This window comes from Dermabacter sp. HSID17554, from assembly GCF_003989295.1.
Classification (GTDB): Bacteria; Actinomycetota; Actinomycetes; order Actinomycetales; family Dermabacteraceae; genus Dermabacter; species Dermabacter vaginalis.
This window is the reverse complement of the sequence record NZ_RBLW01000002.1, coordinates 394,122-413,130: the sequence shown is the minus strand read 5'-3', so window position 1 is coordinate 413,130 and position 19,009 is coordinate 394,122. Positions and strand designations below refer to the sequence as shown.

At 63.5% G+C, this 19,009-nt stretch carries 19 protein-coding genes and 2 tRNA genes; 8 read left to right on the top strand and 13 right to left on the bottom strand.

The annotated features are described in order from the left end of the window. Nucleotides 1-6: 6 nt before the first annotated feature. Nucleotides 7-246 carry a helix-turn-helix domain-containing protein gene (locus tag D8M36_RS04935; protein WP_126847171.1) on the top strand — a complete coding sequence of 80 codons (240 nt, stop codon included), beginning with the start codon at nt 7-9 and terminating at the stop codon, nt 244-246. Between the two features lie 74 nt (nt 247-320). Here D8M36_RS04935 and D8M36_RS04930 read toward each other — a convergent pair whose 3' ends face one another. Next, a complete protein-coding gene (locus D8M36_RS04930) occupies nt 321-629 on the bottom strand; it encodes a hypothetical protein (RefSeq protein ID WP_126847170.1) in 309 nt (102 codons plus the stop codon). A 47-nt stretch (nt 630-676) separates the two neighbouring features. Here D8M36_RS04930 and D8M36_RS10410 point away from each other — a divergent pair, with 47 nt between their 5' ends. The 3 genes from D8M36_RS10410 to D8M36_RS04920 are packed head-to-tail and all read left to right on the top strand — an operon-like array spanning nt 677 to nt 1,676. Beyond that, nucleotides 677-841: a phage antirepressor N-terminal domain-containing protein gene (locus tag D8M36_RS10410; protein ID WP_274542642.1), complete on the top strand. Its 165-nt coding sequence runs from the start codon at nt 677-679 to the stop codon at nt 839-841. Beyond that, entirely contained in the window at nt 838-1,458 is a 621-nt protein-coding gene (locus tag D8M36_RS04925) for a phage antirepressor N-terminal domain-containing protein (RefSeq protein ID WP_274542641.1), read from the top strand. The genes D8M36_RS10410 and D8M36_RS04925 overlap by 4 nt, the downstream gene beginning before the upstream one ends. A 23-nt stretch (nt 1,459-1,481) precedes the next feature. Beyond that, nucleotides 1,482-1,676, top strand: a complete 195-nt coding sequence (locus D8M36_RS04920; RefSeq protein ID WP_126847168.1) for a hypothetical protein — start codon at nt 1,482-1,484, stop codon at nt 1,674-1,676. Between the two features lie 254 nt (nt 1,677-1,930). Here the strand turns inward: D8M36_RS04920 and D8M36_RS10060 are convergent, their stop codons facing one another. The 3 genes from D8M36_RS10060 to D8M36_RS04905 all read right to left on the bottom strand — a co-directional run bounded on the left by D8M36_RS10060 (nt 1,931) and on the right by D8M36_RS04905 (nt 5,138). Next, on the bottom strand, nt 1,931-2,086 hold the full coding sequence (locus D8M36_RS10060; protein ID WP_153246502.1) for a hypothetical protein: 156 nt from the start codon (nt 2,084-2,086) through the stop codon (nt 1,931-1,933). Between the two features lie 415 nt (nt 2,087-2,501). Beyond that, the gene (locus D8M36_RS10320; protein ID WP_126847409.1) at nt 2,502-3,734 is read right to left on the bottom strand and encodes a GmrSD restriction endonuclease domain-containing protein; all 1,233 of its coding nucleotides are present in this window, start codon (nt 3,732-3,734) and stop codon (nt 2,502-2,504) included. Nucleotides 3,735-3,926: 192 nt separating this feature from the next. Next, nucleotides 3,927-5,138 carry a winged helix DNA-binding domain-containing protein gene (locus D8M36_RS04905; RefSeq protein ID WP_126847166.1) on the bottom strand — a complete coding sequence of 404 codons (1,212 nt, stop codon included), beginning with the start codon at nt 5,136-5,138 and terminating at the stop codon, nt 3,927-3,929. Between the two features lie 124 nt (nt 5,139-5,262). Here D8M36_RS04905 and D8M36_RS04900 point away from each other — a divergent pair, with 124 nt between their 5' ends. Further along, nucleotides 5,263-5,874, top strand: coding sequence for a biotin transporter BioY (locus D8M36_RS04900; protein WP_126847165.1), 612 nt, complete (start codon nt 5,263-5,265; stop codon nt 5,872-5,874). A 9-nt stretch (nt 5,875-5,883) separates the two neighbouring features. Here the strand turns inward: D8M36_RS04900 and hrpB are convergent, their stop codons facing one another. Next, nucleotides 5,884-8,559 carry an ATP-dependent helicase HrpB gene (gene hrpB / locus D8M36_RS04895; protein WP_238638384.1) on the bottom strand — a complete coding sequence of 892 codons (2,676 nt, stop codon included), beginning with the start codon at nt 8,557-8,559 and terminating at the stop codon, nt 5,884-5,886. 130 nt (nt 8,560-8,689) lie between these two features. Here hrpB and D8M36_RS04890 point away from each other — a divergent pair. From D8M36_RS04890 to D8M36_RS04880, 3 genes are all read left to right on the top strand, one after another. Further along, nucleotides 8,690-8,763 (top strand) — tRNA-Asp (locus tag D8M36_RS04890). Between the two features lie 176 nt (nt 8,764-8,939). Next, nucleotides 8,940-9,012: transfer RNA gene (locus D8M36_RS04885), tRNA-Phe, on the top strand. A gap of 209 nt (nt 9,013-9,221) precedes the next feature. Further along, nucleotides 9,222-10,898, top strand: a complete 1,677-nt coding sequence (locus tag D8M36_RS04880) for a formate--tetrahydrofolate ligase (protein ID WP_126847164.1) — start codon at nt 9,222-9,224, stop codon at nt 10,896-10,898. Nucleotides 10,899-11,003: 105 nt separating this feature from the next. Here D8M36_RS04880 and mnhG read toward each other — a convergent pair whose 3' ends face one another. The 8 genes from mnhG to dcd form a co-directional block, all read right to left on the bottom strand. Then, nucleotides 11,004-11,558 carry a monovalent cation/H(+) antiporter subunit G gene (gene mnhG, locus D8M36_RS04875; protein ID WP_238638383.1) on the bottom strand — a complete coding sequence of 185 codons (555 nt, stop codon included), beginning with the start codon at nt 11,556-11,558 and terminating at the stop codon, nt 11,004-11,006. After that, a complete protein-coding gene (locus D8M36_RS04870; RefSeq protein WP_065248358.1) occupies nt 11,555-11,842 on the bottom strand; it encodes a monovalent cation/H+ antiporter complex subunit F in 288 nt (95 codons plus the stop codon). Before D8M36_RS04870 ends, mnhG begins: the two co-directional genes overlap by 4 nt. Next, nucleotides 11,835-12,404 carry a Na+/H+ antiporter subunit E gene (locus tag D8M36_RS04865; RefSeq protein ID WP_126847163.1) on the bottom strand — a complete coding sequence of 190 codons (570 nt, stop codon included), beginning with the start codon at nt 12,402-12,404 and terminating at the stop codon, nt 11,835-11,837. Before D8M36_RS04865 ends, D8M36_RS04870 begins: the two co-directional genes overlap by 8 nt. Beyond that, nucleotides 12,401-13,966 carry a Na+/H+ antiporter subunit D gene (locus D8M36_RS04860; RefSeq protein WP_126847162.1) on the bottom strand — a complete coding sequence of 522 codons (1,566 nt, stop codon included), beginning with the start codon at nt 13,964-13,966 and terminating at the stop codon, nt 12,401-12,403. The genes D8M36_RS04865 and D8M36_RS04860 overlap by 4 nt, the downstream gene beginning before the upstream one ends. Next, nucleotides 13,963-14,547, bottom strand: a complete 585-nt coding sequence (locus D8M36_RS04855; RefSeq protein ID WP_126847161.1) for a Na(+)/H(+) antiporter subunit C — start codon at nt 14,545-14,547, stop codon at nt 13,963-13,965. Before D8M36_RS04855 ends, D8M36_RS04860 begins: the two co-directional genes overlap by 4 nt. Continuing rightward, a complete protein-coding gene (locus D8M36_RS04850; protein ID WP_126847160.1) occupies nt 14,537-17,455 on the bottom strand; it encodes a Na+/H+ antiporter subunit A in 2,919 nt (972 codons plus the stop codon). Before D8M36_RS04850 ends, D8M36_RS04855 begins: the two co-directional genes overlap by 11 nt. A gap of 149 nt (nt 17,456-17,604) precedes the next feature. After that, nucleotides 17,605-18,375, bottom strand: a complete 771-nt coding sequence (locus D8M36_RS04845; protein ID WP_126847159.1) for a hypothetical protein — start codon at nt 18,373-18,375, stop codon at nt 17,605-17,607. Further along, the gene (dcd, locus tag D8M36_RS04840) at nt 18,372-18,974 is read right to left on the bottom strand and encodes a dCTP deaminase (RefSeq protein WP_126847158.1); all 603 of its coding nucleotides are present in this window, start codon (nt 18,972-18,974) and stop codon (nt 18,372-18,374) included. The genes D8M36_RS04845 and dcd overlap by 4 nt, the downstream gene beginning before the upstream one ends. Between the last annotated feature and the right edge of the window lie 35 nt (nt 18,975-19,009).

Genomic DNA, 19,009 nt, shown 5'->3' with positions numbered 1-19,009 from the left:
TGCCATATGGCAACCGCATGGAGCGAAGCCGCAGCGACCGAACTGCGAGCACAAATGGGCCGCGAGCGCGCCAACCCGCACACCGTGGCCAAGGAGTCGGGCCTGTCCCCGTCATCGGTCTCAAGAAAACTCAAGGGTGAACGAGCAATTGACCTCGACGAGTTCGCCAACATGAGCGCCGCACTCAATGTGCAGCCCTCCGAAATGTTTCGGCGGGTGGTCGCCCTAATCGACCACGCCGCCTAAGCACCCCTCTTTTTGATCCCTGTAAGTCAGTGGCTTTCTACGGCACTTCTTCTTGAAAGGAGATCGTTATGCCCTCACAGCATCGGCATGTTGTCCACGTCCACAGCCGGGATTTGGAGGTCAAGCCGTCCCGAGCGCGCGTGTTCAAGGAACGTTTTCACGCGCTCCTCGTCCGCTTTAGGGCGCGGGCTGGTGTGAAACACGAATCGCACAGGGATGCCGGGACCAATCATCGCGGCGTGCATGGCCCCTCGGTCATCGTGAACCGCCAACATGAACCCGAGTTTGTCCTTGAGGACGAGTGGAACAACGTACTCAAGGGCAACAAGCGTGTCGATGTGGAGCGCGAAGTGTGACGCGCTTTCCCCACTCCCGACTGTCATGACATCCATGTTTTCTCCCAACGATTTTGAATAGGAAGTTTTCTCCCGTGACAACTCTAGATCTGATCCCGTTCCACGGCACCACGATCAGCGCAGCGAAGGACGGTGACACGGTCCGTGTCGCCCTCCGCCCGGCGTGCGAAGCAATGGGCCTCGACTTCAGCTCACAACGCAAGCGCCTCGACCGCACCCCTGGGCAGTCGTGGTCATGATGACCACAACTGGTTCCGATGGGAAAACCTACGAAATGGTCACCATCGACCGTCGCACCTTCACAATGTGGCTCGCCACCATCGACACCACCCGCCTCAAATCAGACCGCGCCCGCAACCTCGTCGAAACATTCCAACGAGAAGCAGCCGACGCCCTCGACAACTACTTCCACAACGGCGGCGCAATCAACCCCAACGCCACCGAACACCAAATGCGCGCCCTCATGTTCCAAACCCAAGCACAAATGGAACTCTGCCAAGCCGCCAAAGGCCTCATCCACCCCGACCACCTCGAAGCCAAAGCCCGCATCATCCTCGCCCGAGGCCTAGGCGAACACGCAACCCTCGACCCCAGCCGCGCACCCCTCTACACACAGGACTACCTCAAAGAAAAAGGCCTCTCCACCACAAACATGCGCCGATTGTCCCCCACCTTCGGCAAACGCCTCAAAGCCGCCTACATCGAAAAACACGGCATCGAACCAGAAAAACGCCCCATGAACCTCACCAACGGCCAAGTGAAACACGTCAACGCCTACACCGAAGCAGACCGCCCCCTCATGGACACCGTATGGGAAGTTCTCAACCCCACACCCCTCCTGACCGTCATCGCCTAACACCCCAGAAAGGAGCCCCCCTTATGACGCTCAGCGCCGCCATGCGCCACGTGAGAGACATCGCGACCAGTGAAGGCTTGCGATTCTCCAAACGACAACTACGCACCTGCGCCGTCCACTACTTGAACTGGTGGAAGCAGCTAGAGGCGAAAACCACCGCCCACCTCGACCCCACGGTCGAACTAGCCGTGAGGCGAGTCCTCGCGCAGGCCGCCTAGCCCCTTTCGACTGGTCCTCGCCCTTCATTTTTCGAGACGAGTGGAACCTTTCCATGCCTTCGACCCGCCTCGTATCCAGTTGCCTGAGCCGGGTCGCTCCGCGTTCCATCGATCGATTGTTTCGGGGGGCCAGCCTCTTGTCCCGCGACCGGTCGAACCGATAAGCGCATCAGGTTCTGGGAGGCTATAGCGGGCCAAAGTGGGGACTTTGGCGCCGATCCGTTCCGCAACTTCGCTGCGTGAAAGCTAGATCTTCATGCGCGCTTTTTCAATTCTGCCGCGAGTGCAACTACTGCCGCCCCAACGGTCATGGCTGCGGCGGTCATTGTCAAATAGGCGGGTGCGTGGGAGACTGCGGCCAAGATGGTGATAGCGGCGGCCGCGATGATGTACCAGCTTGTTGTTTTCATGGTGCTCCATGGAGGGCGGGGCAAGGATGCCCGCAATCAGTCTTGGACCGCGGAGTCCCCTCCATCTTTATCCTCCAAAGCGACTAGTTCAAACGAGGCACTGCATGAGTTTAGCCGCTCAGGGCCACGATTATCACCAACGTAACGCCAGGACTGCTGGGATTGAGCGGTCATTCATCATCACACTGCGCAGTTAACACATTCCAGCAGTTTGTCGCCTCGAAAGTGGTGAAAAATCGCCACCAGACCGGTGATTCCGGCGCGCAGAGGCCATTTTCACCACTTTCGCGGCGGGAAGGCGGAGCGGTGGGTAGGAAAGGGCGAAGGGCGAGAGGGGAAGGGCAGTGGAGTGCGGGAAAGGACCCCACTACCAGCTCACACCGCTGCCTTCACGCCTGAAAAGAGGCCGGGCGAACTACCGAGGATCCTTTTCACACGCGACACCGTCGTCATCCCCATCAAGTTTCGGCGCGTAGCCTGGCTCACCTCGGTGGAGCGGTGCCGCACCTTTGTTCCAAGCCTCCGTGCAGTTACGGAAGCCACCGCGACCGGAAGATTTCTTCTTCGAAGAACTCTTCTTCGGTGCTTCCTTCTTCGGTGCCTCCTTCTTAGGTGCCTTCTTCGGCGCCTCCTTTTCCACTTCCCGGACGAGGGGCGCGGGCTTGCTAGCCTGCCGAGGCTTGTCAGCCCGTTTTGGCTTTTCCGCCCGTCGAGGCCTTTCGGTTGGCGCCGGTTTTGCTTCCGTGGTGGAGTCGGTGGCGGGCGGCTCGACGCTTCGGTCAAACGCCTTCATGTCGGGGCACGCCGTCAGTACACGCTCAATGGCCTCGGCCTCAGCCGGTTTCACCCAGAGTCCATACTTCGCTTTCACCGCTACTTGGCGTGCCACATACTCGCAGCGATAGGGTTTGTGCGGCGGTAGCCACGTCGCGGCATCGCCGTCGCCTTTTTGCTGGTTCAGCGTCGACTCGACGGCGAGAAGATTGAGAGGATCATTCGCGAAGGCGATCTTCTTTTGTGCATCCCAACTAGAGGCGCCACTTTGCCACGCATCGGAGAGGGCGACGACGTGGTCGATGTCCGTGTTAGTGGGGTTGCGCACGAAGTCGTAACTTGAGCCGCTATACGGCGAGTCGACTCGGCCCGACAGCACCACACAGCCCTGGGTGCCCGCTTTCGTGGTGATGTTCTTCAGGTCGCGTCGAAGAATGTCGTTACGCGTATCGCAACCGTTGCGGTCGACGTCGTCGCGCCAACCGAAGGATTCACGGTCATACCCCGTTTTCGGAGCCCTCCCTTTCACCTCGAGCGTGCGGAGCTGGGCGAGAGCGGTACCGGTGGGGGCCGCTTGCTGGCCGGCAGGGGCGACGGTGGCATTGTTCTCACCGGGCACGGAGGCGGCATTCACGTCTGAGTTGAGTGCGGGCGATGCATCCGGTGTTACTGACACCGAACCAGCTTCGTGCGCATCTTCCGCCGAAGAAGGTGCAGGCGTTGCGGAGGAGGCAGCGGAAGAGGATGCGACCGGAGTCGGTGATTGTTCGGTTGGAGCCGCGAGCGACCCTATAACGCCGAGAATGAGCAGGCCCACAACTCCGAGTCCCGTGCAGCCACAGCACGAGCCTACGGCAATGCCGCCTTTTTTCATTCCATTGCGATTCTTCGCTAGTTTTCCCATGGCGCTTTTCTCCGTGAATGATCGGTGGGGGTTCTGCCAACGGCGTTGGACGCTAGATAATTAATTACCTGCGCCCACTCCCTTTTTCACGGGACCTTGGTGCGCCTTCCGCACACTCCACGCGGTGAGCTCCGGCACCTCTACGCCGAGCGTGGGCGCCACCTACTGGTCGTGATGCGGAAATGCCGCGAAGGCATTATCGATGTCGCGCGAGGCCGCAGCGGAGAGTTCACCAAAGGCATCGACCGCGAGCGCCCGACCCCTCTTGCGCTTGACGGTGCGCCACAGGGCAACCATGCGCCCACCGCGCACGATTCCCCGCCGGAACACCCCGTTGTTTCCGGGCACGAGCAGCGCGTGCTCTTGTTCGGTCATGAGGGCGAGGCGGTCGGGGTATCCGAGCACGAGCTCGTCGAAACCGGGCAGCAGGAAGGTGCCCCGAACGCGTGCGGCGGCAGAGCTGAGCTCATCGGCGAGCCCCGCGCGGCAGAACAGCGTCTCGCCTGCGGCGTCACTGCCCCATTCCTCGATTCCGTCGCCGATCTGGAGGGCAGCCGCGCGGATCTGGCGAAGCGGGAGTTTCGTCCACCACGCGAAATCGCGCAGCGTTGCGGGCCCATGACTTGCGAGGTAGCGCTCGAGCAGTGCCGCGGTTGCCGCCACTTTGTCTCCTCCGAAACGCTCCTCGAGTCCAGTCCCGTCGGGGAGCCACGTCGCGGCGTCGGCGATTCGCTGTTCCGCGCCGTCGATCGGCCCGTAGATCAGGTGGCCGGATGCCATGAAGTAGGTGATGAGGTGGTAGCCGCGACCGCCGTCCGTCTCGATGCCGCCACTTTTCCACGCCTCGAGGAGTTCCGCCCGTGTCACACCTCGCACTTTCCCCGCGAGGAATTCGAGGGCGAGGTTCAGCGCGTGCTCGACCTGGGCGTCGGAAAGATTGCGCGAGCGACGGCGCCTTGCTTCCCACTCTCCCTTCTTCGCACACAGCTCGGTCATCCACCGCGCATCGCGGGCGGCCATGGCGAAAACGGTCCCTCGCATCGGGTAACCGCGCACGATCTCGCCAGCGTCAAACGCGCGCAGTACTTCCCGCATGCGCGCGTCGCTCGGGAGAGTTTCAGGGTCCGACGCTTGCGGGGCCACCGTCGGAACCTGATCCTGGTCTGGTGCTTCACCGGCCTTTTCCGCATCGAGCCGAAGGGCGATCGAGGAGAGCAGGCCGGGCAGATCCTGCCCCTGCATTGCGCCCATCGCGTGCACGAGATTCCCGGCGTTGCGGTGCCTCGGCAGGGCGAGTCCTTGTGCACTCAGGCGCGCATATATGAGGCGGGCGCGCTCGGCGCGAGTATCGGAGGTGCGGGATCGTGGTGGCATGATCTCATCCTATAGAGCGCCACATGCGCCTCGATTCAGGTGTAGGCGACCGCGCTCTTCTCCACGTTGAACGGGAGCGGGGCCTAGTATGAGTGCGGCCCTATTCGTGAGATGAAGGAGATCCATGACCACCGCACCCCTTGCCGGCACTCGCCCCGTGCTCGCCGATTCGCTCGTCAAGCACCGCACGCTGCTCACCGATCTCTCGCTCATCGTCGCGGGCGTTGTAGTCGTGGGTCTGCTCGCGCAGGTCACGATTCCGCTTCCCTATGTGCCGATCACGGGCCAGACCCTCGGCGTGATTCTCGTGGGTGCGGCACTCGGTTCGAAGCGCGGCGCGGCTTCGCTCGCCACCTACCTCGTGGCGGGGCTTGCGGGCGCCCCGATTTTCGCGGAGTTCGGCGGTGGGCCGGGCATGGTTCTCGAGCCGAGCTTCGGCTTCATCATCGGTTTTATCCCCTCGGCCTTTGTGGCGGGGTGGATGGCGGAGCGCGCGTGGGATCGCAAATTCATTCTCGCGCTGCTTGGCTTTATTGCCGCGAGCGCGTTGCCGTTCGTCGTGGGCGTGCCGTACATGGCTTGGGTGCTCAACTCGGTCATGGGCCTCGGCCTCGACTTCGCGGGCGTCATGAACGCGGGTCTCATCCCGTTCATTCCGGGCGGGATCGTGAAGGCCGCGATCGCCGCTGGGCTCATTCCTCTGGCGTGGAAGGGTGTGCGGGCACTCGAGAAGTAGCCCCTGCCCCTAGTGCGGGTCGCGCCTGAGTGCGCGGTTCGTTTTCGCGGTCGCTTCGAATGCCATCGGGTCCTCGGGCCAGGGGTGTTTCGGGTAGCGGCCGCGCATTTCTTTGCGCACCTCGGCGTACGGCCCCGCCCAAAATGAGCGCAGGTCCTTCGTGATCGCGAGGGGTTTGCCACCGGGCGAGAGCAGCTCGATGAGCACGCTCACCCTGCCCTCGACGATGCGCGGGGTCTCTTCGAGCCCGAACATTTCCTGGAGCTTGACTTTGAGCCTCACGGGCGCCTCAACCGCACCTTCTTCACCGGCGTGCGCAATCTGGTCGGCGCTCGGGTAGTCCAGGCAAATTTTGGAGTCCGACGGTACCTGAATTCTCTCGGGCACGAGTTCCTCGAGTCGCGTGGCTTCGGGCCATGGGAGGGCGCGCTCGAGAACGGGTCGCATGTCGACTGCGGAGGGGGCGACGGGGTGCTTTCGACCGATTCCCGCGAGCGCGTCGAGCTCGGGGCCCGCGAGTTCTTCGAGGCGGGCAAGGAGAGCGTTGTCGCTCACGTCGGGCCACGGTTCGCCGAGTTCGCGGTGAAGGAGCACGAGGCGAGAGCGCAGGTTCGCGGCGCTCGGGCTCCATGTGAACATGCCGAGTCCGGCGCGTTGAATACCCGCGAGAACAGCCTCGCGCGCGCCGGGTCCCTCGACCTTGGTTGGGGTCGAGGAAAGAACGATGCTGCCGAGCATTCTCACGCGGCGTGCTTTCGCACCGTGTTCGCCAAAATGGATCTCGGTTCTCTCGCGCACGAGCGGTCCCGCGCACGCGAGGGCCTCCTCTTCGGTGAGGGGCGCGGCAGAGCGGATGATCGCGCCCGTGCCACGGGCAGCCTCCGCGTTCGAGCGTTGCAGCTCGGCAATCGCGATCCATTTGCCGAGGCCCTCATCGTTCGTGCCGGCGCGGGTCCCGCCCGCGGTTTCGTAGATGCCCGGGTCGATGCGCCGTGCGAGGCGCTCGGGAAAGGCGAGGGCCGCCACGATTCCGGCGGCGTGCGCCGGATCGTGCGGAGCCTCGAGCTCGCGCAGCTTCCCGCTTGCAGCGGCCTGGGCGCCGTTCGCGTGGCGGCGAGCAATACGCGCGAAGCGATCGGCTTCTCGTGCAAGTCGGTCGCGCTGAACGCGCGGGCCGTCAACGAACTTTCCGTTGAGCGGGAGAGGCGCCTCAAGGGAGAGAGCCGCGACGGTGCACGAGGCGGCGTCGGAACCCACGACCCGTGTGGAGGTGAGCAGCGCGCGTGCAAGCCGCGGGTCGGTGGGGATCGAGGCAAGTGTGCGGCCGAGTGAGGTGAGAGCCCCCTCGGTGTCGAGGGCTCCAAGCGCGGTGAGGCTCGCGTGCGCATCTGCGAGGGCGTCGGCCGGTGGCGCATCGGGAAGGCGAAGGCCAGCACCGCCAGGCGTTCCCCACGCGGCCATGAGAAGTGCCGTGTCCGTGAGGTCGGCGCTCGCGATCTCGGGGAGGGTGAAGTTGCGCGCTCCCGCGTAAGCGAGGTCGTCGAAAAGGCGAATGGCGAGACCGGGGCCAAGGCGACCGGCACGACCGGCGCGCTGGGTCATGCTCGCGCGTGAGGCAGTCACGGTCACGAGACCGCTCATTTTTCGTGCGGCATCGCGGCGCACTTCGCGGCTCAGCCCTGAATCCACGACGATGCGCACGCCAGGGACGGTGAGCGAGGACTCGGCGAGATTCGTGGAGAAGATTACCCGTCGCGGCTCACCCGACTCGCGGCCCCGCACGATCCTGTCCTGCTCCCGCGCATCGATGCGGCCGTGAAGCTCGCATACGTCGGCGCGCATACCACGCTGCGCCAGCAGACCGCGCGCCGCAGAGGCCGCGTTTTCGACCTCCCAGGCTCCCGGGAGAAACACGAGAACGTCGCTGTCCGCGAACTCACCGGGCTCCTCAAGCGCCTCAACTGCCACGCGAGCGGCGTGGGTAAGGAAATCGCGCGAAACTCCGCGCTCGTTCGTGCGTGCGGCAAAGGGAGCGCGCCGCGTTTCCACGGGAAACAGCGCCGTGGGCGAGTCGATCACCGGGACCGGATTCTCGAGCCCCTCTCCCATGAGGCCCGCGAAACGCTCCGCATCGAGGGTCGCCGATAGAGCGAGAAGCCTCAGGTCACCGCGCAGGTCGCGCACGTCGAGTGAGAAGGCGAGCGCGAGATCAGAATCGAGGGAGCGCTCGTGCACTTCGTCGAGCACGATCGCCGAGACGTCCGCGAGCTCGGGATCCGCGAGAAGGCGACGCACGAGAACGCCCGGGGTCACGAACTCCACGAGGGTGTCGCGCGTGAGCGTCGACTCACCACGAACCGTGTACGCGACGCGATCCGCCAGCGCCGGGGTGGACTGTGAGGCGAGCGCACGAAGTCTCGAGGCGCCCGCACGAGCGGCGACGCGGCGCGGCTGCGTCACAATCACGCGACCTGAGCCGGCATCGCCCGCGAGAGCATTCGCGACGATAGGCGGAACGAGCGTCGTTTTACCCGATCCCGGCGGGGCCTGGACGACCGCGCTCGCACCGGGCGACGCGATCGCCTCGGCGAGGTCGGCAGCGACACTCGCGAAGGCGAGATTCGCCCCGATCACCTCCAGATCGAAGGTAGCGGGGGAACCGTCGGACTTCGCTTTGCTCCTCACCCCACCCATTGTGCCAAGCATGCGAAGACCAGCGGAATCACGAATGTGACGAGCCTCTCCGCTCTCAGGTGGCATTCGCGCGAAAGGCTGTGTAAAGTAATTCGAGTCGAAGCGAGAGCACGACAAAAAAGGCCCTGTAGCTCAGTTGGTTAGAGTGCCGCCCTGTCACGGCGGAGGTCGCCGGTTCAAGCCCGGTCAGGGTCGCAGAAGCGACGAAACCCCCTCGAGGAATCGAGGGGGTTTTTCCGTGTCTCGCACTGCCCTCACGCCACTCTCACCGCTCGGTCACGCAAACGTGTCTTACCTCTCCCCCGCTCGCACCGATTTCGCACACGCTCGCGGGCACTGGTAAGCTGTTCGCTGTTCCTTCTGGAACATTCGGCTCTGTAGCTCAGTTGGTAGAGCGTTCGACTGAAAATCGAGAGGTCACGGGATCGACGCCCGTCGGAGCCACAGCAATCCCCCGCCGGGTCGTCCCGGGCGGGGGATTTTTGTATGCCCCTTGAACGCACCATATTTCCGAAATTTCGGTCACGGGAGCGCCCACAAGGGCCGCACGAGCCGCGAAATCACTGGCACGCTCAGGGAATTTCCCGTTTGCTAGGTCACAGTGAGGGACGAACGCCCCGCAGAAACCGAGAAGAATCAAAGGAGATTTGCCCATGGCATCCGAAAACCCCGATCTCAAGATCGCCCAGGCCCACACCCTCAAGCCGATCACCGAGATCGCCGAGGCCGCCGGTATTCCGAGCGACGCCCTCATCCCCTACGGCTGGACCAAGGCCAAGGTCGACATGAAGAAGATCGACCGCAGCAGCGACAAGCCGAAGGCGAAGCTCGTGCTCGTCTCGGCCCTCTCGCCGACCCCCGCGGGCGAAGGCAAGTCCACGACGACCGTTGGCCTTTCCGACGCGTTCTCCCTCAAGGGCAAGAAGACCGTCGTCGCACTCCGCGAACCCTCGCTCGGCCCGGTCATGGGCGTCAAGGGCGGCGCAACCGGCGGTGGCTACGCCCAGGTCGTCCCCATGGAAGACATCAACCTCCACTTCACGGGCGACTTCCACGCGATCCAGATCGCCAACAACACCCTCGCGGCCCTCATCGATAACTCGATCCAGCAGGGCAACCCGCTCAACATTGACCCGCGCCGTATTCAGTGGAAGCGCGTCCTCGACGTCAACGACCGCGAACTCCGCTCGATCGTCGTGGGTCTCGGCGGCCCCGCCCAGGGCATGCCCCGCGAAGACGGCTTCGACATCGTCGTCGCCTCGGAGATCATGGCGATCCTCTGCCTCGCGACCGACCTCAAGGATCTGCAGGAGCGCATCTCGCGCATCGTCGTGGGCTACACGTTCGATCGCAAGCCCGTGACCGTCGCCGACCTCAAGGTCGAGGGCGCCATCACGATGCTCCTCAAGGACGCCCTCAACCCGAACCTCGTGCAGACCCTCGGCGGCACCCCCGCCCTCGTGCACGGCGGCCCGTTCGCGAACATCGCCCACGGCTGCAACTCGATCATCGCCACCAACCTCGCGCGTGAGCTCGGTGAAATCGCCGTGACGGAGGCCGGCTTCGGCTCCGACCTCGGCGGCGAAAAGTTCCTCGACATCAAGTCGCGCTTCGGTGGCTTCTCGCCCGACGCGGTCGTGCTCGTCGCGACCGTGCGCGCCCTCAAGATGCATGGCGGCGTGAAGAAGGACGAGCTCGAAACCGAGAACGTCGATGCGGCCCTCGAAGGCACCGCGAACCTCCGCAAGCACCTCGAGAACATTCGCAAGTTCGGTCTCGAGCCTGTCATCGCCCTTAACCGCTTCCCGTCGGACACCGAGACCGAGCTCAAGGCCGTTCTCGACTGGGCGAAGGAAAACGGCTACAAGGCTGCACTCTCCGAGGTGTGGGCAAAGGGCGGCGAGGGTGCACTCGACCTCGCCGACCAGGTGCTCGCCGCTATCGAGGAAGCCGGCGACTTCCACCACCTCTACGAGCCTGAGGACGGCGTTGAGAACGCCATCGAGACCATCGCCAAGGAGGTCTACGGCGCATCGGAAGTCCAGTACGTCGACGGTGCTCCCGCAGCCCTTCGCCGCCTCAAGAAGAACGGCTGGGACAAGCTCCCCGTGTGCATGGCGAAGACCCAGTACTCGTTCAGCGACGACCCCTCGAAGCTCGGCGCGCCCGAGGGCCACGTGCTCCACGTTCGCGACCTCATCCCCCGCCTCGGCGCCGGGTTCGTGGTCGCGCTCACCGGTTCAGTCATGACCATGCCCGGCCTGCCGAAGGAGCCCGCGGCACTGCGCATGGGCGTCGATGAGGACGGCAACGCGATCGGCCTCTTCTAAGGCACCACTTCGCCTTCCACTTCAGGGGGCGGGGGCGGCCATCGAGCCGCCCCCGCCCCCTTTGTTAAGTCGCAAGCGTCGGGCCCTCACAGAACCCTGCGTACCCTAGTGCCCGCCGGACTCCCGCTCGCGCGCGAACGTGTCCTTGGTGCCCTCCGCACTCTCGTCGAGGTCATCCTCGTCGAAGTGTTCTTTGAGTTCCGCAAGCTCGAGGCCCATCGTGTGCGTGAGAACGTTTGTGGGAAGCGCATCCTCGGTTTCCCTATCGGGGTGAGCGTCTGCTTCCGGATCGATGAAGCCATCGTCGTCGTCATCTCCCTCACCACCGATGGAGAGTCGCGGCGTGAGCTCGTCGAACGCGTAATCGCTCCCCAGGAGGAAGCCGCGGCGGAACGCGGCACGCCCGAGCATCGCGCTCGAGGCGGTCATCGTGAGGAATTGTGCGACGAGAACGAGCGCAAGCATGCCCGCGAGCGCAAGCGACTGCGAAGCAATCGCCGCTCCCGCAAGCACGAGCACGAGGCCGAGCGTTTGCGGCTTCGACGCGGCGTGCATGCGCGAAAGAACGTCGTTGAACCGCACGAGACCCACCATGGCGATCGCCGCAATCAGCACGCCGATCACGATGAGGATCGAGCCGAGAATTTCAGCGATGCTCACTCAACGCCCTCCTTTCGTTCGGGAACGTCGGCGCGAGCGACGAACCTCGCGAGCGAAAGGGTGCCGATGAACGCGGTCGCTGTGAGGGCAAGGGCGGGAATGACCGCGAAGCTTGTGCCGGTCCACGCCGAATAGAGCGCGAGTCCCATCACCACTTGAACAACGAGCATGTCGAGCGCCACGGCACGGTCAATAATGGTGGGGCCCACGATCATGCGGTACACGATCGGGATCGAGATGAGACCGAGCGCGATCGCGGCGCCCAGAAGGATGGTGTCAAACATCAGCCTCGCCCCCTCTCACGCTGTATCCGGCACTGTTGAGAATCTCGCGTGAGGCAAACGCGCGCAAAAGGCGCTCCTCCTGGCGCAGGATGCTGTCATGCTGCGCCTTAATCTGTTCCTTTGTGGTCACGCCGATCGCGTGGAAGAACAGGGTCCCCGTGGCACGCTGCGCCTCCACCACGACCGAGCCGGGAATCAGGGTGGCAAGGATGCCCGTGAACGAGAGGAACAGATCGCTTCGCGAGCGCAATTGCACGGCGAGCACGCTCGAGCCGGGGCTTCCGGAGGGCCTCAGGGCAAAGCGTGCGACCTGAATACTGCCCGCCACGAGATCCTTCGCGAAGTGCGCGAAAAAGACGAGCGCGCTCCAGGGTCGTAGCGTGACTTCGCGGCTCAGTGGGGGCGCGGGGAACATCACGTAGATCGCCGCGCCGAGGAGGAGCCCGCCGAGAATACTGAGAACGCTAAATTCTCCCCACAGGAGGCACCATGCGAGGGCGCCCCCTACGATGCCAAGGGCGTGCGTGGGCAGTACGCGAACGCGGTTGAGGAGGCGTGTCATTCGGGCGCCACCTGCCCTCCACCGGCATCGTCGATGTTGAATACGAGACGATCGGCGGCACCGTCGCCAAGTACGGCATTCACGTAAGGGACGCGCTCGAGGAGCGAAGAGGCCGCACTTTCGCTATAGCCAATCAGGGGCCCGGCAAACACCGTGAGAGCGAGGGAGAAGGCCACAAGAGTTGCTGTCGAACCACTCATGAGCAGGGGCGTCACGGGCTTATCTTTCGCGATTTGCTCGGGGGTTTCTTGCCAAAAGGCGCGGTTCCACACTTTCGCGATGGCGTACATGGTGAGAAGCGAGGTAATAACGCTCAACGCCACAAGGGTCCACGCGAGCACGCTCCCGCGATGGATACCGCCGATAACGAGGCCCACCTTTCCAATAAAACCACTCATTGGGGGCACACCCGCGAGGTTCATCGCTGGCACGAAGAAGAGGATCGCGAGCCACGGCGCGGCCTTTGCGAGCCCGCCGAGCTTCGCGAGGTTCGTAGTGCCACCCACGTGTTCGATGAGACCCGCCGCGAGGAACAGCGTGGACTGCACCGTAATGTGGTGGGCCACGTAGAACACGGTTGCCGTCATGGAGATCTGCGAGGAGATGCCAATACCGAACATCATGTAGCCCATGTGGCTCACGAGGGTAAAGGACAGCACGCGTTTGAGGTCCGTTTGCGCAATCGCCCCAAAAATGCCGATCACGAGGCTGAATCCGGCCGCAACAAGCAACACGGTCGAGATTTCCGATTCGGGGAACATGAGGGTTTCGAGGCGGATGATCGCGTAAATCCCCACCTTCGTGAGGAGGCCGGCAAACACCGCGGTCACGGGCGCGGGTGCGGTTGGGTAGGAGTCGGGCAGCCACGCGGAAAGCGGGAAGATCGCCGCCTTGAGCCCGAACGCGAGGAGCAACACGAACTCGATGAGGAGGCGCACATGGTGGTCCACGTGGTCCATGCGTGCGGCAATTTCGGCAAGGTTGACGGTTCCGACGGCTGCGTAACAACTCGCGATTCCCACGAGGAAAAGCAGTGAACTCACCATCGATACGATCACGTATGTCGTCGCGGCTCGCACCCTACTGGCAGACCCACCGAGCGTGAGCAGCACGAACGAGGCGGCGAGAAGAATCTCGAACCCCACGTACATGTTGAACAGGTCGCCCGCGAGGAACGCGTTCGAGACTCCCGCGACGAGCAGAAGGTACGAAGGGTGGAAGATCGCGATCGGCGTCGACTCGATATGTTCGGAGATGGTCTGGGCACTCGCATAGATGAGCACGGCGAGCGTCACGAAGGACGACACGAACAGCATGAGGCCCGTGAGCCTATCGGCGACAAGCACGATGCCGAGCGTGGGCGTCCACTTGCCGATCTGGAGCACGAGGATGTTGTTCTCGTTGATCCAGTACATGAGCAGCGCCGCAATCACGAGATTCACGCTGAGCGTGCCGATCGATACGGCGAGCTGGAGTCGAGTGCGATGGCGCGTGAGCAGAGCGAAGGCGGCGCCGAGAAGCGGAAGCATCACGGGTGCGGCGAGGAGAATCTCGGGGCTCATGAGGTCTCCTCCTCGTCGTCCGTGTCACTTTCAGTCAGGCTGTATTCCACATCCTCGTCGGAAGTAAAGTCGTCGGAAATATCGTCGCTCAGGTCATCCTGGGACCTCGCGCGAGCCTTCTCGACCTCTTCTTGCATGCGCGCCCGTTCGCGCTCTTCGCGCTGCTCGTCGGCTTCAAAGCCCACACGCTCGATGTGCTCGTGACGGTGGCGTTCCACGAGCCTGCGCGAGCGGTCGGCAATGCGAAGATCCTCAACGTCATCGGGGACTTCGTCGTGGCCAAAAAGCTGCCACGAGCGGTACGACAGCGCCATGCCGAAGCCCGTGAGAGCCAAGGAGATCACGATCGCGGTGAGCACCATCGCCATAGGGAGCGGGTCACTCATGCCCTCGACCGCCCCCGAACCTTCGAAGGGGGGAGTTCCGGGGGTGCCGATCGCGAGAAGGAACAGAAGATTGATGCCATTACCCGCGAGAACCGCGCCCATGATGATGCGCGAAAGGGTGCGTTCAAGCAGCATGTAGATCCCGCTCGCGATGAGCACCGCGGCAAGGAGAAGAACAAGGAGGCTAACGTGCATCGAGCTCCGCCTCCTGGTGCCTGTCGATTTGTTCGCCGAGCGTGCGCAAGATGTCGAGGGCGAGCCCCACGACGATGAGGTACACGCCAATATCGAACATGAGTGCGCTCGCGAGTTCGATTTCGCCGAGCACGGGCAGATGCCCGATCCACACGTAGCTCTGGAACACGGTGCCGCCTAGCAAAAGAGGCGTGATGCCGGTAAGTAATGCGAGCACCATGCCTACGCCGAGGAGGGCCCCTGCCTGCACGGGTGCAGCCTCGTTGAGCTCGTATCGGCCTCCGGCGAGGTAGCGCAGCGTAATCGCGAGACCTGCGACCAGGCCGCCAGCGAAGCCGCCTCCGGGGAAATTGTGGCCCGCGAACAGCAAGTAAATGCTGAGCACCATAAGCATCGGGAAGGCGAGGCGTGTGATCACTTCAAGCACAACCATGCGCCGCTCGGGTGCGAGGGTGCGGCTCGCGAGGAGCCACGTGGCGCCGCGGTTGCCTTCGAGGTCTTCGCTTTCATTGTGGAATCGAAGTGTGTTCTCGGGGATGGAAGGATCGGAAGTCCGCCGCCAAATCGACAGGTCTTCTTCGAGGTCCCCCACACGCACGATCTGCTGCTCGCGTTTTCGCACGAAAATGAGGGAGGCGATGCCGGAGGCGACGACGAGGACCACCGCGATCTCGCCCATCGTGTCCCACACACGCGCATCCACGAGAGCAACGTTGACCGTGTTGTGGCCCTTGCCGATTTCGTAGCCGGCCTCAATGAGTTCGGGACCGATCGGCGCGGCGATCCGTGCACCAGCCGCGTACGCGAAAACGGTCACGATCACGGCGGCCGTGAGGATCGCGATCGACCAGCGCGTGAATTGGTCGAAACGGCGAGGGCGGATCGAGAAGTGGGCGGGGAGGCGGCGCAGCACAAGAATGAGCACGACGGTCATCATCGACTCAACGAAAAGCTGGGTCGCGGCGACGTCGGGCGCGCCGTACATCATGAACAAAAGCGCAACGCCAAAACCCGTGCCCGAAATAAGAAGGGCCGCCCTGAGCCGGCGCCGTGCGCGCGCAGCACCGAGCGCGGCGAGTCCAGCGAAGCCCACCACGGCGATTTCGGCGGGGTGAGCAAATAGCACGAGGTTGTCGGGGGCCTTCCCCGTGAAGGCGATGGCTCCCGCGAGCATCACCACGAACACGAGGAAAATCGTGCCGAGGTGAACGGGAAGCGAACCTCGCTGGAAGAAGGCCGTCGTGCGCACCGCGAGCGAATCCACTTCACGCATGGACGCGCGAAAAAGCCTTTCTGCGTCGCACCAGCGCCCAAGCGCCGTGCGCTGAGGGCTTACCGCCTTTTGCACACGCTCGAACGGTGCGTGGGCGATCGCGAGCACGGCACCGAGCGTGAGCGCCGCGAGCGAGCAGAGGAGCGGGAGCGATACGTGGTCAGGGATCACGGCGAGGTGGCCGAGTTCCCCCACCTTCGCGCTCGGGCCACCCGCGATGAGGGTGGCAAGCACCTCGAGTTGCGGCGCGAGCACGATCGCGGCGAGGCTCGCAGCCGCAACGATCGCGGGGATGAGCTGGAAACGAAGCGTGGGCTGCTTGTGCTTCACGCCGCGTGCACCGGGGAACACGTGGAAGAAGAAGCGGCACGAATACGCGACCGTGAGCACGGATCCCGCGACGGTTGCGGCGAGAATCGCCAGACCCCACGGCTCCCCCTCGGCGAAGGTGTGGAACACCGCTTCCTTCGCCACGAACCCGAACAGCGGCGGGAAAGCTGCCATCGATGCGGCACTCACGAGAGCGACGATGCCCACGATCGGGAGATCCTTGAAAACGCCGTGCAGTTCACGCAGGTCACGCGTGCCGTAACACTTGTCGATGATGCCCACGCTCATAAAGAGCGGCGCTTTGAAGAGCGCGTGGGCGAGCGTGAGCATGGCGCCGGCAAAAACCGCTTCGGGTGTCGCGATTCCCGCGATCGCTGCCATAAAACCAAGCTGCGACACGGTTCCGTACGCGAGCAGGAGCTTGATGTCGGTTTGCCGGAGGGCGCGCCAGCCACCGAGCAGCATGGTCACGGCACCGAGGGCGGAAACCGCGATCGTGAGAGGTCCGACGGTGGCCAGGAGCGGGGCGAACCTCAAAAGAACGTAGATGCCGCCCTTCACCATGGCCGCGGCGTGAAGGTACGCCGAAACCGGTGTTGGTGCAGCCATCGCACCGGGCAGCCAAAAGTGCCCGGGAGCAAGCGCCGATTTCGTCGCAGCACCGATGAGCACGAGCACGAGGGCCACAACGAGGTACGGCGAGACCGCGGCAAAGGCGGGCGACGTGAGGATCTCGGAGATTCGCATGCTGCCGGCTTCAACGCCCAGCATGATGAGCCCCACCATGAGGGCGAGGCCGCCCGCGGTCGTGGAGATGAGTGCGTTAATCGCGGCGCGACGCGAGGCCTGTTTCGTGACGTAGTGGCCGATGAGCAGGTAGGAGAACACGGTCGTGAGCTCCCAGAACACGAACAGCATCATCGCGTCGTCGGCGAGAACTAGCCCGAGCATGGCCCCCGAGAATGCCGTGAACACACCCGCGAATCGCGCGAGCGACGGCTCCGTTTCTTTGAAGTACCGCGAGCAGTACAGCATGATGACGGTGCCGATACCCGAAACGATGAGCACGAACAGCCACGCGAGTGGATCGAGCGCGAAACTCAGCGTGATCCCGAACTGCGGGATCCACGGGTGGGACTCGACGAGGGGAGTCTCGGCGAGTGCGGCCGGTGAGTGCGAGAGAAGGTACGCCGCTGTAGCCGCGGGAACAACCGCGATCGGCAGAAATGCCTTTTGCCGCCACCACTTCACGAGGAAGGGCGCTATAAGTGCCATCGCGAAGTGCGCAGCGATGGCGATAATCATGCGGAGGTATCCGTCCTCGTAGTGTCGGTGCGGGGACGCTTAACTTTATCAACCGAGCAGGGCTCGCCATACGTTCATCCCACGTCACGGGATGCACGCCTCCAGCGTCAACCAGACCCTCGCTTGCGTGAAGTACTTGGTGAAGGCTGTTAGAAGAGCTCGTTCGGGTTCACGAGGAAATTCTCGTAGTCGAGCACAAACCCACCGGTCTCGTCCCAAATCGCGCGCGCCACAGCGCTACAGCCGAGGTAGGCCTCGCGCCACTCGCGCACTTGCGAAGGCTCGGGCTTGTCGTTCACGAGAGTCGAGGGATCATCGGGGCGATAGGCCACGGTGTACAGCGCCGCACCTTCCTTCACCCATTCGACATGCTCGATCGCAGGAATTTCACCCTCGAGCGTCGATGCCTCAACCACGAGGTCGGCGTGCGCAAAAATCGGAGCCGAAAGTGCGTAGGGGAAAGCGTCGGCCTCCCCCACGATCTCCGCTTCCTTGACGATCTTTTGCACGATCTCGAGCAGGTCTTTCGGAGCGAGCTCGTAGGCCGCGACCACGTGGAGGCCAGGCTGCATGAACTGATGCGGGGCGAGTTCGTGGCCCGTGTCGGTCACGAGTTTCCCGCCGAGGCGGCGCACAACATTGAGGGCGAATTCGAGAATCTCGCGCTCCTCCCCCGCGGGCACGCCGTTCGGGAATGCCGTGTCGAAACCGTAACCGTCGGGGACGTCCGAAGGCTCGCTCTCGCGATGCATCGGGACCTCGATGCTCGCCTCATTCTTCGAGGGATGCCACACGAGAGAGGTCGTGTCGCTCACGCGGATCGTTTTCTTTTTCTTGCGCGCAAGCGGATAACGGTTGAGGGCGAGCGCGAAGAGATCATCGAGCCCGTAGCTCGAATCGAGAACAAGGGTGTGCGTCATTGAGCATCCTCCAAAGGTGTCGCGGGGATCTGCGTGCGATGAAAGTTCATGTAGGAGCGGGAAGCCGTCGGACCCCTTTGCCCCCTGTACCTGTTGAGGTTCCCCTCCGAGCCGTACGGATGTTCCGCCTCGCTACTGAGGCGGAAAAAGCACAGCTGGCCGATCTTCATACCGGGCCACAGCGCCACGGGCAGGGTTGCCATGTTCGAGAGCTCAAGGGTGATGTGCCCCTCGAACCCCGGGTCGATAAAGCCCGCGGTCGAGTGCGTGAGCAGCCCGAGGCGGCCGAGGCTCGACTTGCCCTCGAGGCGAGCGGCGATGTCGTTCGGGAGGCTCACAGTCTCATAGGTCGAGGCGAGCACGAATTCGCCCGGGTGCAGCATGTAGGGCTGATCGGGATCAACCTCCACGAGGCGCGTGAGCTCGGCCTGCTCCTTCGCGGGATCGATCATCGCGTACTTGTGGTTGTCGAAAAGGCGGAAGAAGCGGTCGATGCGCACATCCACCGAAGCGGGCTGAATGAACTCGTCGCCGAAGGGGGCGATGCCGATGCGGCCCGCCTCCATCTCCGCGCGGATATCACGATCACTGAGAAGCACGCCTCTATCTTAACTCGAGGCCGCTTCCCTCACGC

What these genes read in the sequence shown, in the direction of transcription:
- D8M36_RS04935 (WP_126847171.1), top strand. Translation starts at nt 7, where the DNA reads ATGGCAACCGCATGGAGCGAAGCCGCAGCGACCGAACTGCGAGCACAA.
- D8M36_RS04930 (WP_126847170.1), bottom strand. Translation starts at nt 629, where the DNA reads ATGACAGTCGGGAGTGGGGAAAGCGCGTCACACTTCGCGCTCCACATC.
- D8M36_RS04925 (WP_274542641.1), top strand. Translation starts at nt 838, where the DNA reads ATGATGACCACAACTGGTTCCGATGGGAAAACCTACGAAATGGTCACC.
- D8M36_RS04920 (WP_126847168.1), top strand. Translation starts at nt 1,482, where the DNA reads ATGACGCTCAGCGCCGCCATGCGCCACGTGAGAGACATCGCGACCAGT.
- D8M36_RS10060 (WP_153246502.1), bottom strand. Translation starts at nt 2,086, where the DNA reads ATGAAAACAACAAGCTGGTACATCATCGCGGCCGCCGCTATCACCATC.
- D8M36_RS10320 (WP_126847409.1), bottom strand. Translation starts at nt 3,734, where the DNA reads ATGAAAAAAGGCGGCATTGCCGTAGGCTCGTGCTGTGGCTGCACGGGA.
- D8M36_RS04905 (WP_126847166.1), bottom strand. Translation starts at nt 5,138, where the DNA reads ATGCCACCACGATCCCGCACCTCCGATACTCGCGCCGAGCGCGCCCGC.
- D8M36_RS04900 (WP_126847165.1), top strand. Translation starts at nt 5,263, where the DNA reads ATGACCACCGCACCCCTTGCCGGCACTCGCCCCGTGCTCGCCGATTCG.
- D8M36_RS04880 (WP_126847164.1), top strand. Translation starts at nt 9,222, where the DNA reads ATGGCATCCGAAAACCCCGATCTCAAGATCGCCCAGGCCCACACCCTC.
- D8M36_RS04870 (WP_065248358.1), bottom strand. Translation starts at nt 11,842, where the DNA reads ATGTTTGACACCATCCTTCTGGGCGCCGCGATCGCGCTCGGTCTCATC.
- D8M36_RS04865 (WP_126847163.1), bottom strand. Translation starts at nt 12,404, where the DNA reads ATGACACGCCTCCTCAACCGCGTTCGCGTACTGCCCACGCACGCCCTT.
- D8M36_RS04860 (WP_126847162.1), bottom strand. Translation starts at nt 13,966, where the DNA reads ATGAGCCCCGAGATTCTCCTCGCCGCACCCGTGATGCTTCCGCTTCTC.
- D8M36_RS04855 (WP_126847161.1), bottom strand. Translation starts at nt 14,547, where the DNA reads ATGCACGTTAGCCTCCTTGTTCTTCTCCTTGCCGCGGTGCTCATCGCG.
- D8M36_RS04850 (WP_126847160.1), bottom strand. Translation starts at nt 17,455, where the DNA reads ATGATTATCGCCATCGCTGCGCACTTCGCGATGGCACTTATAGCGCCC.
- D8M36_RS04845 (WP_126847159.1), bottom strand. Translation starts at nt 18,375, where the DNA reads ATGACGCACACCCTTGTTCTCGATTCGAGCTACGGGCTCGATGATCTC.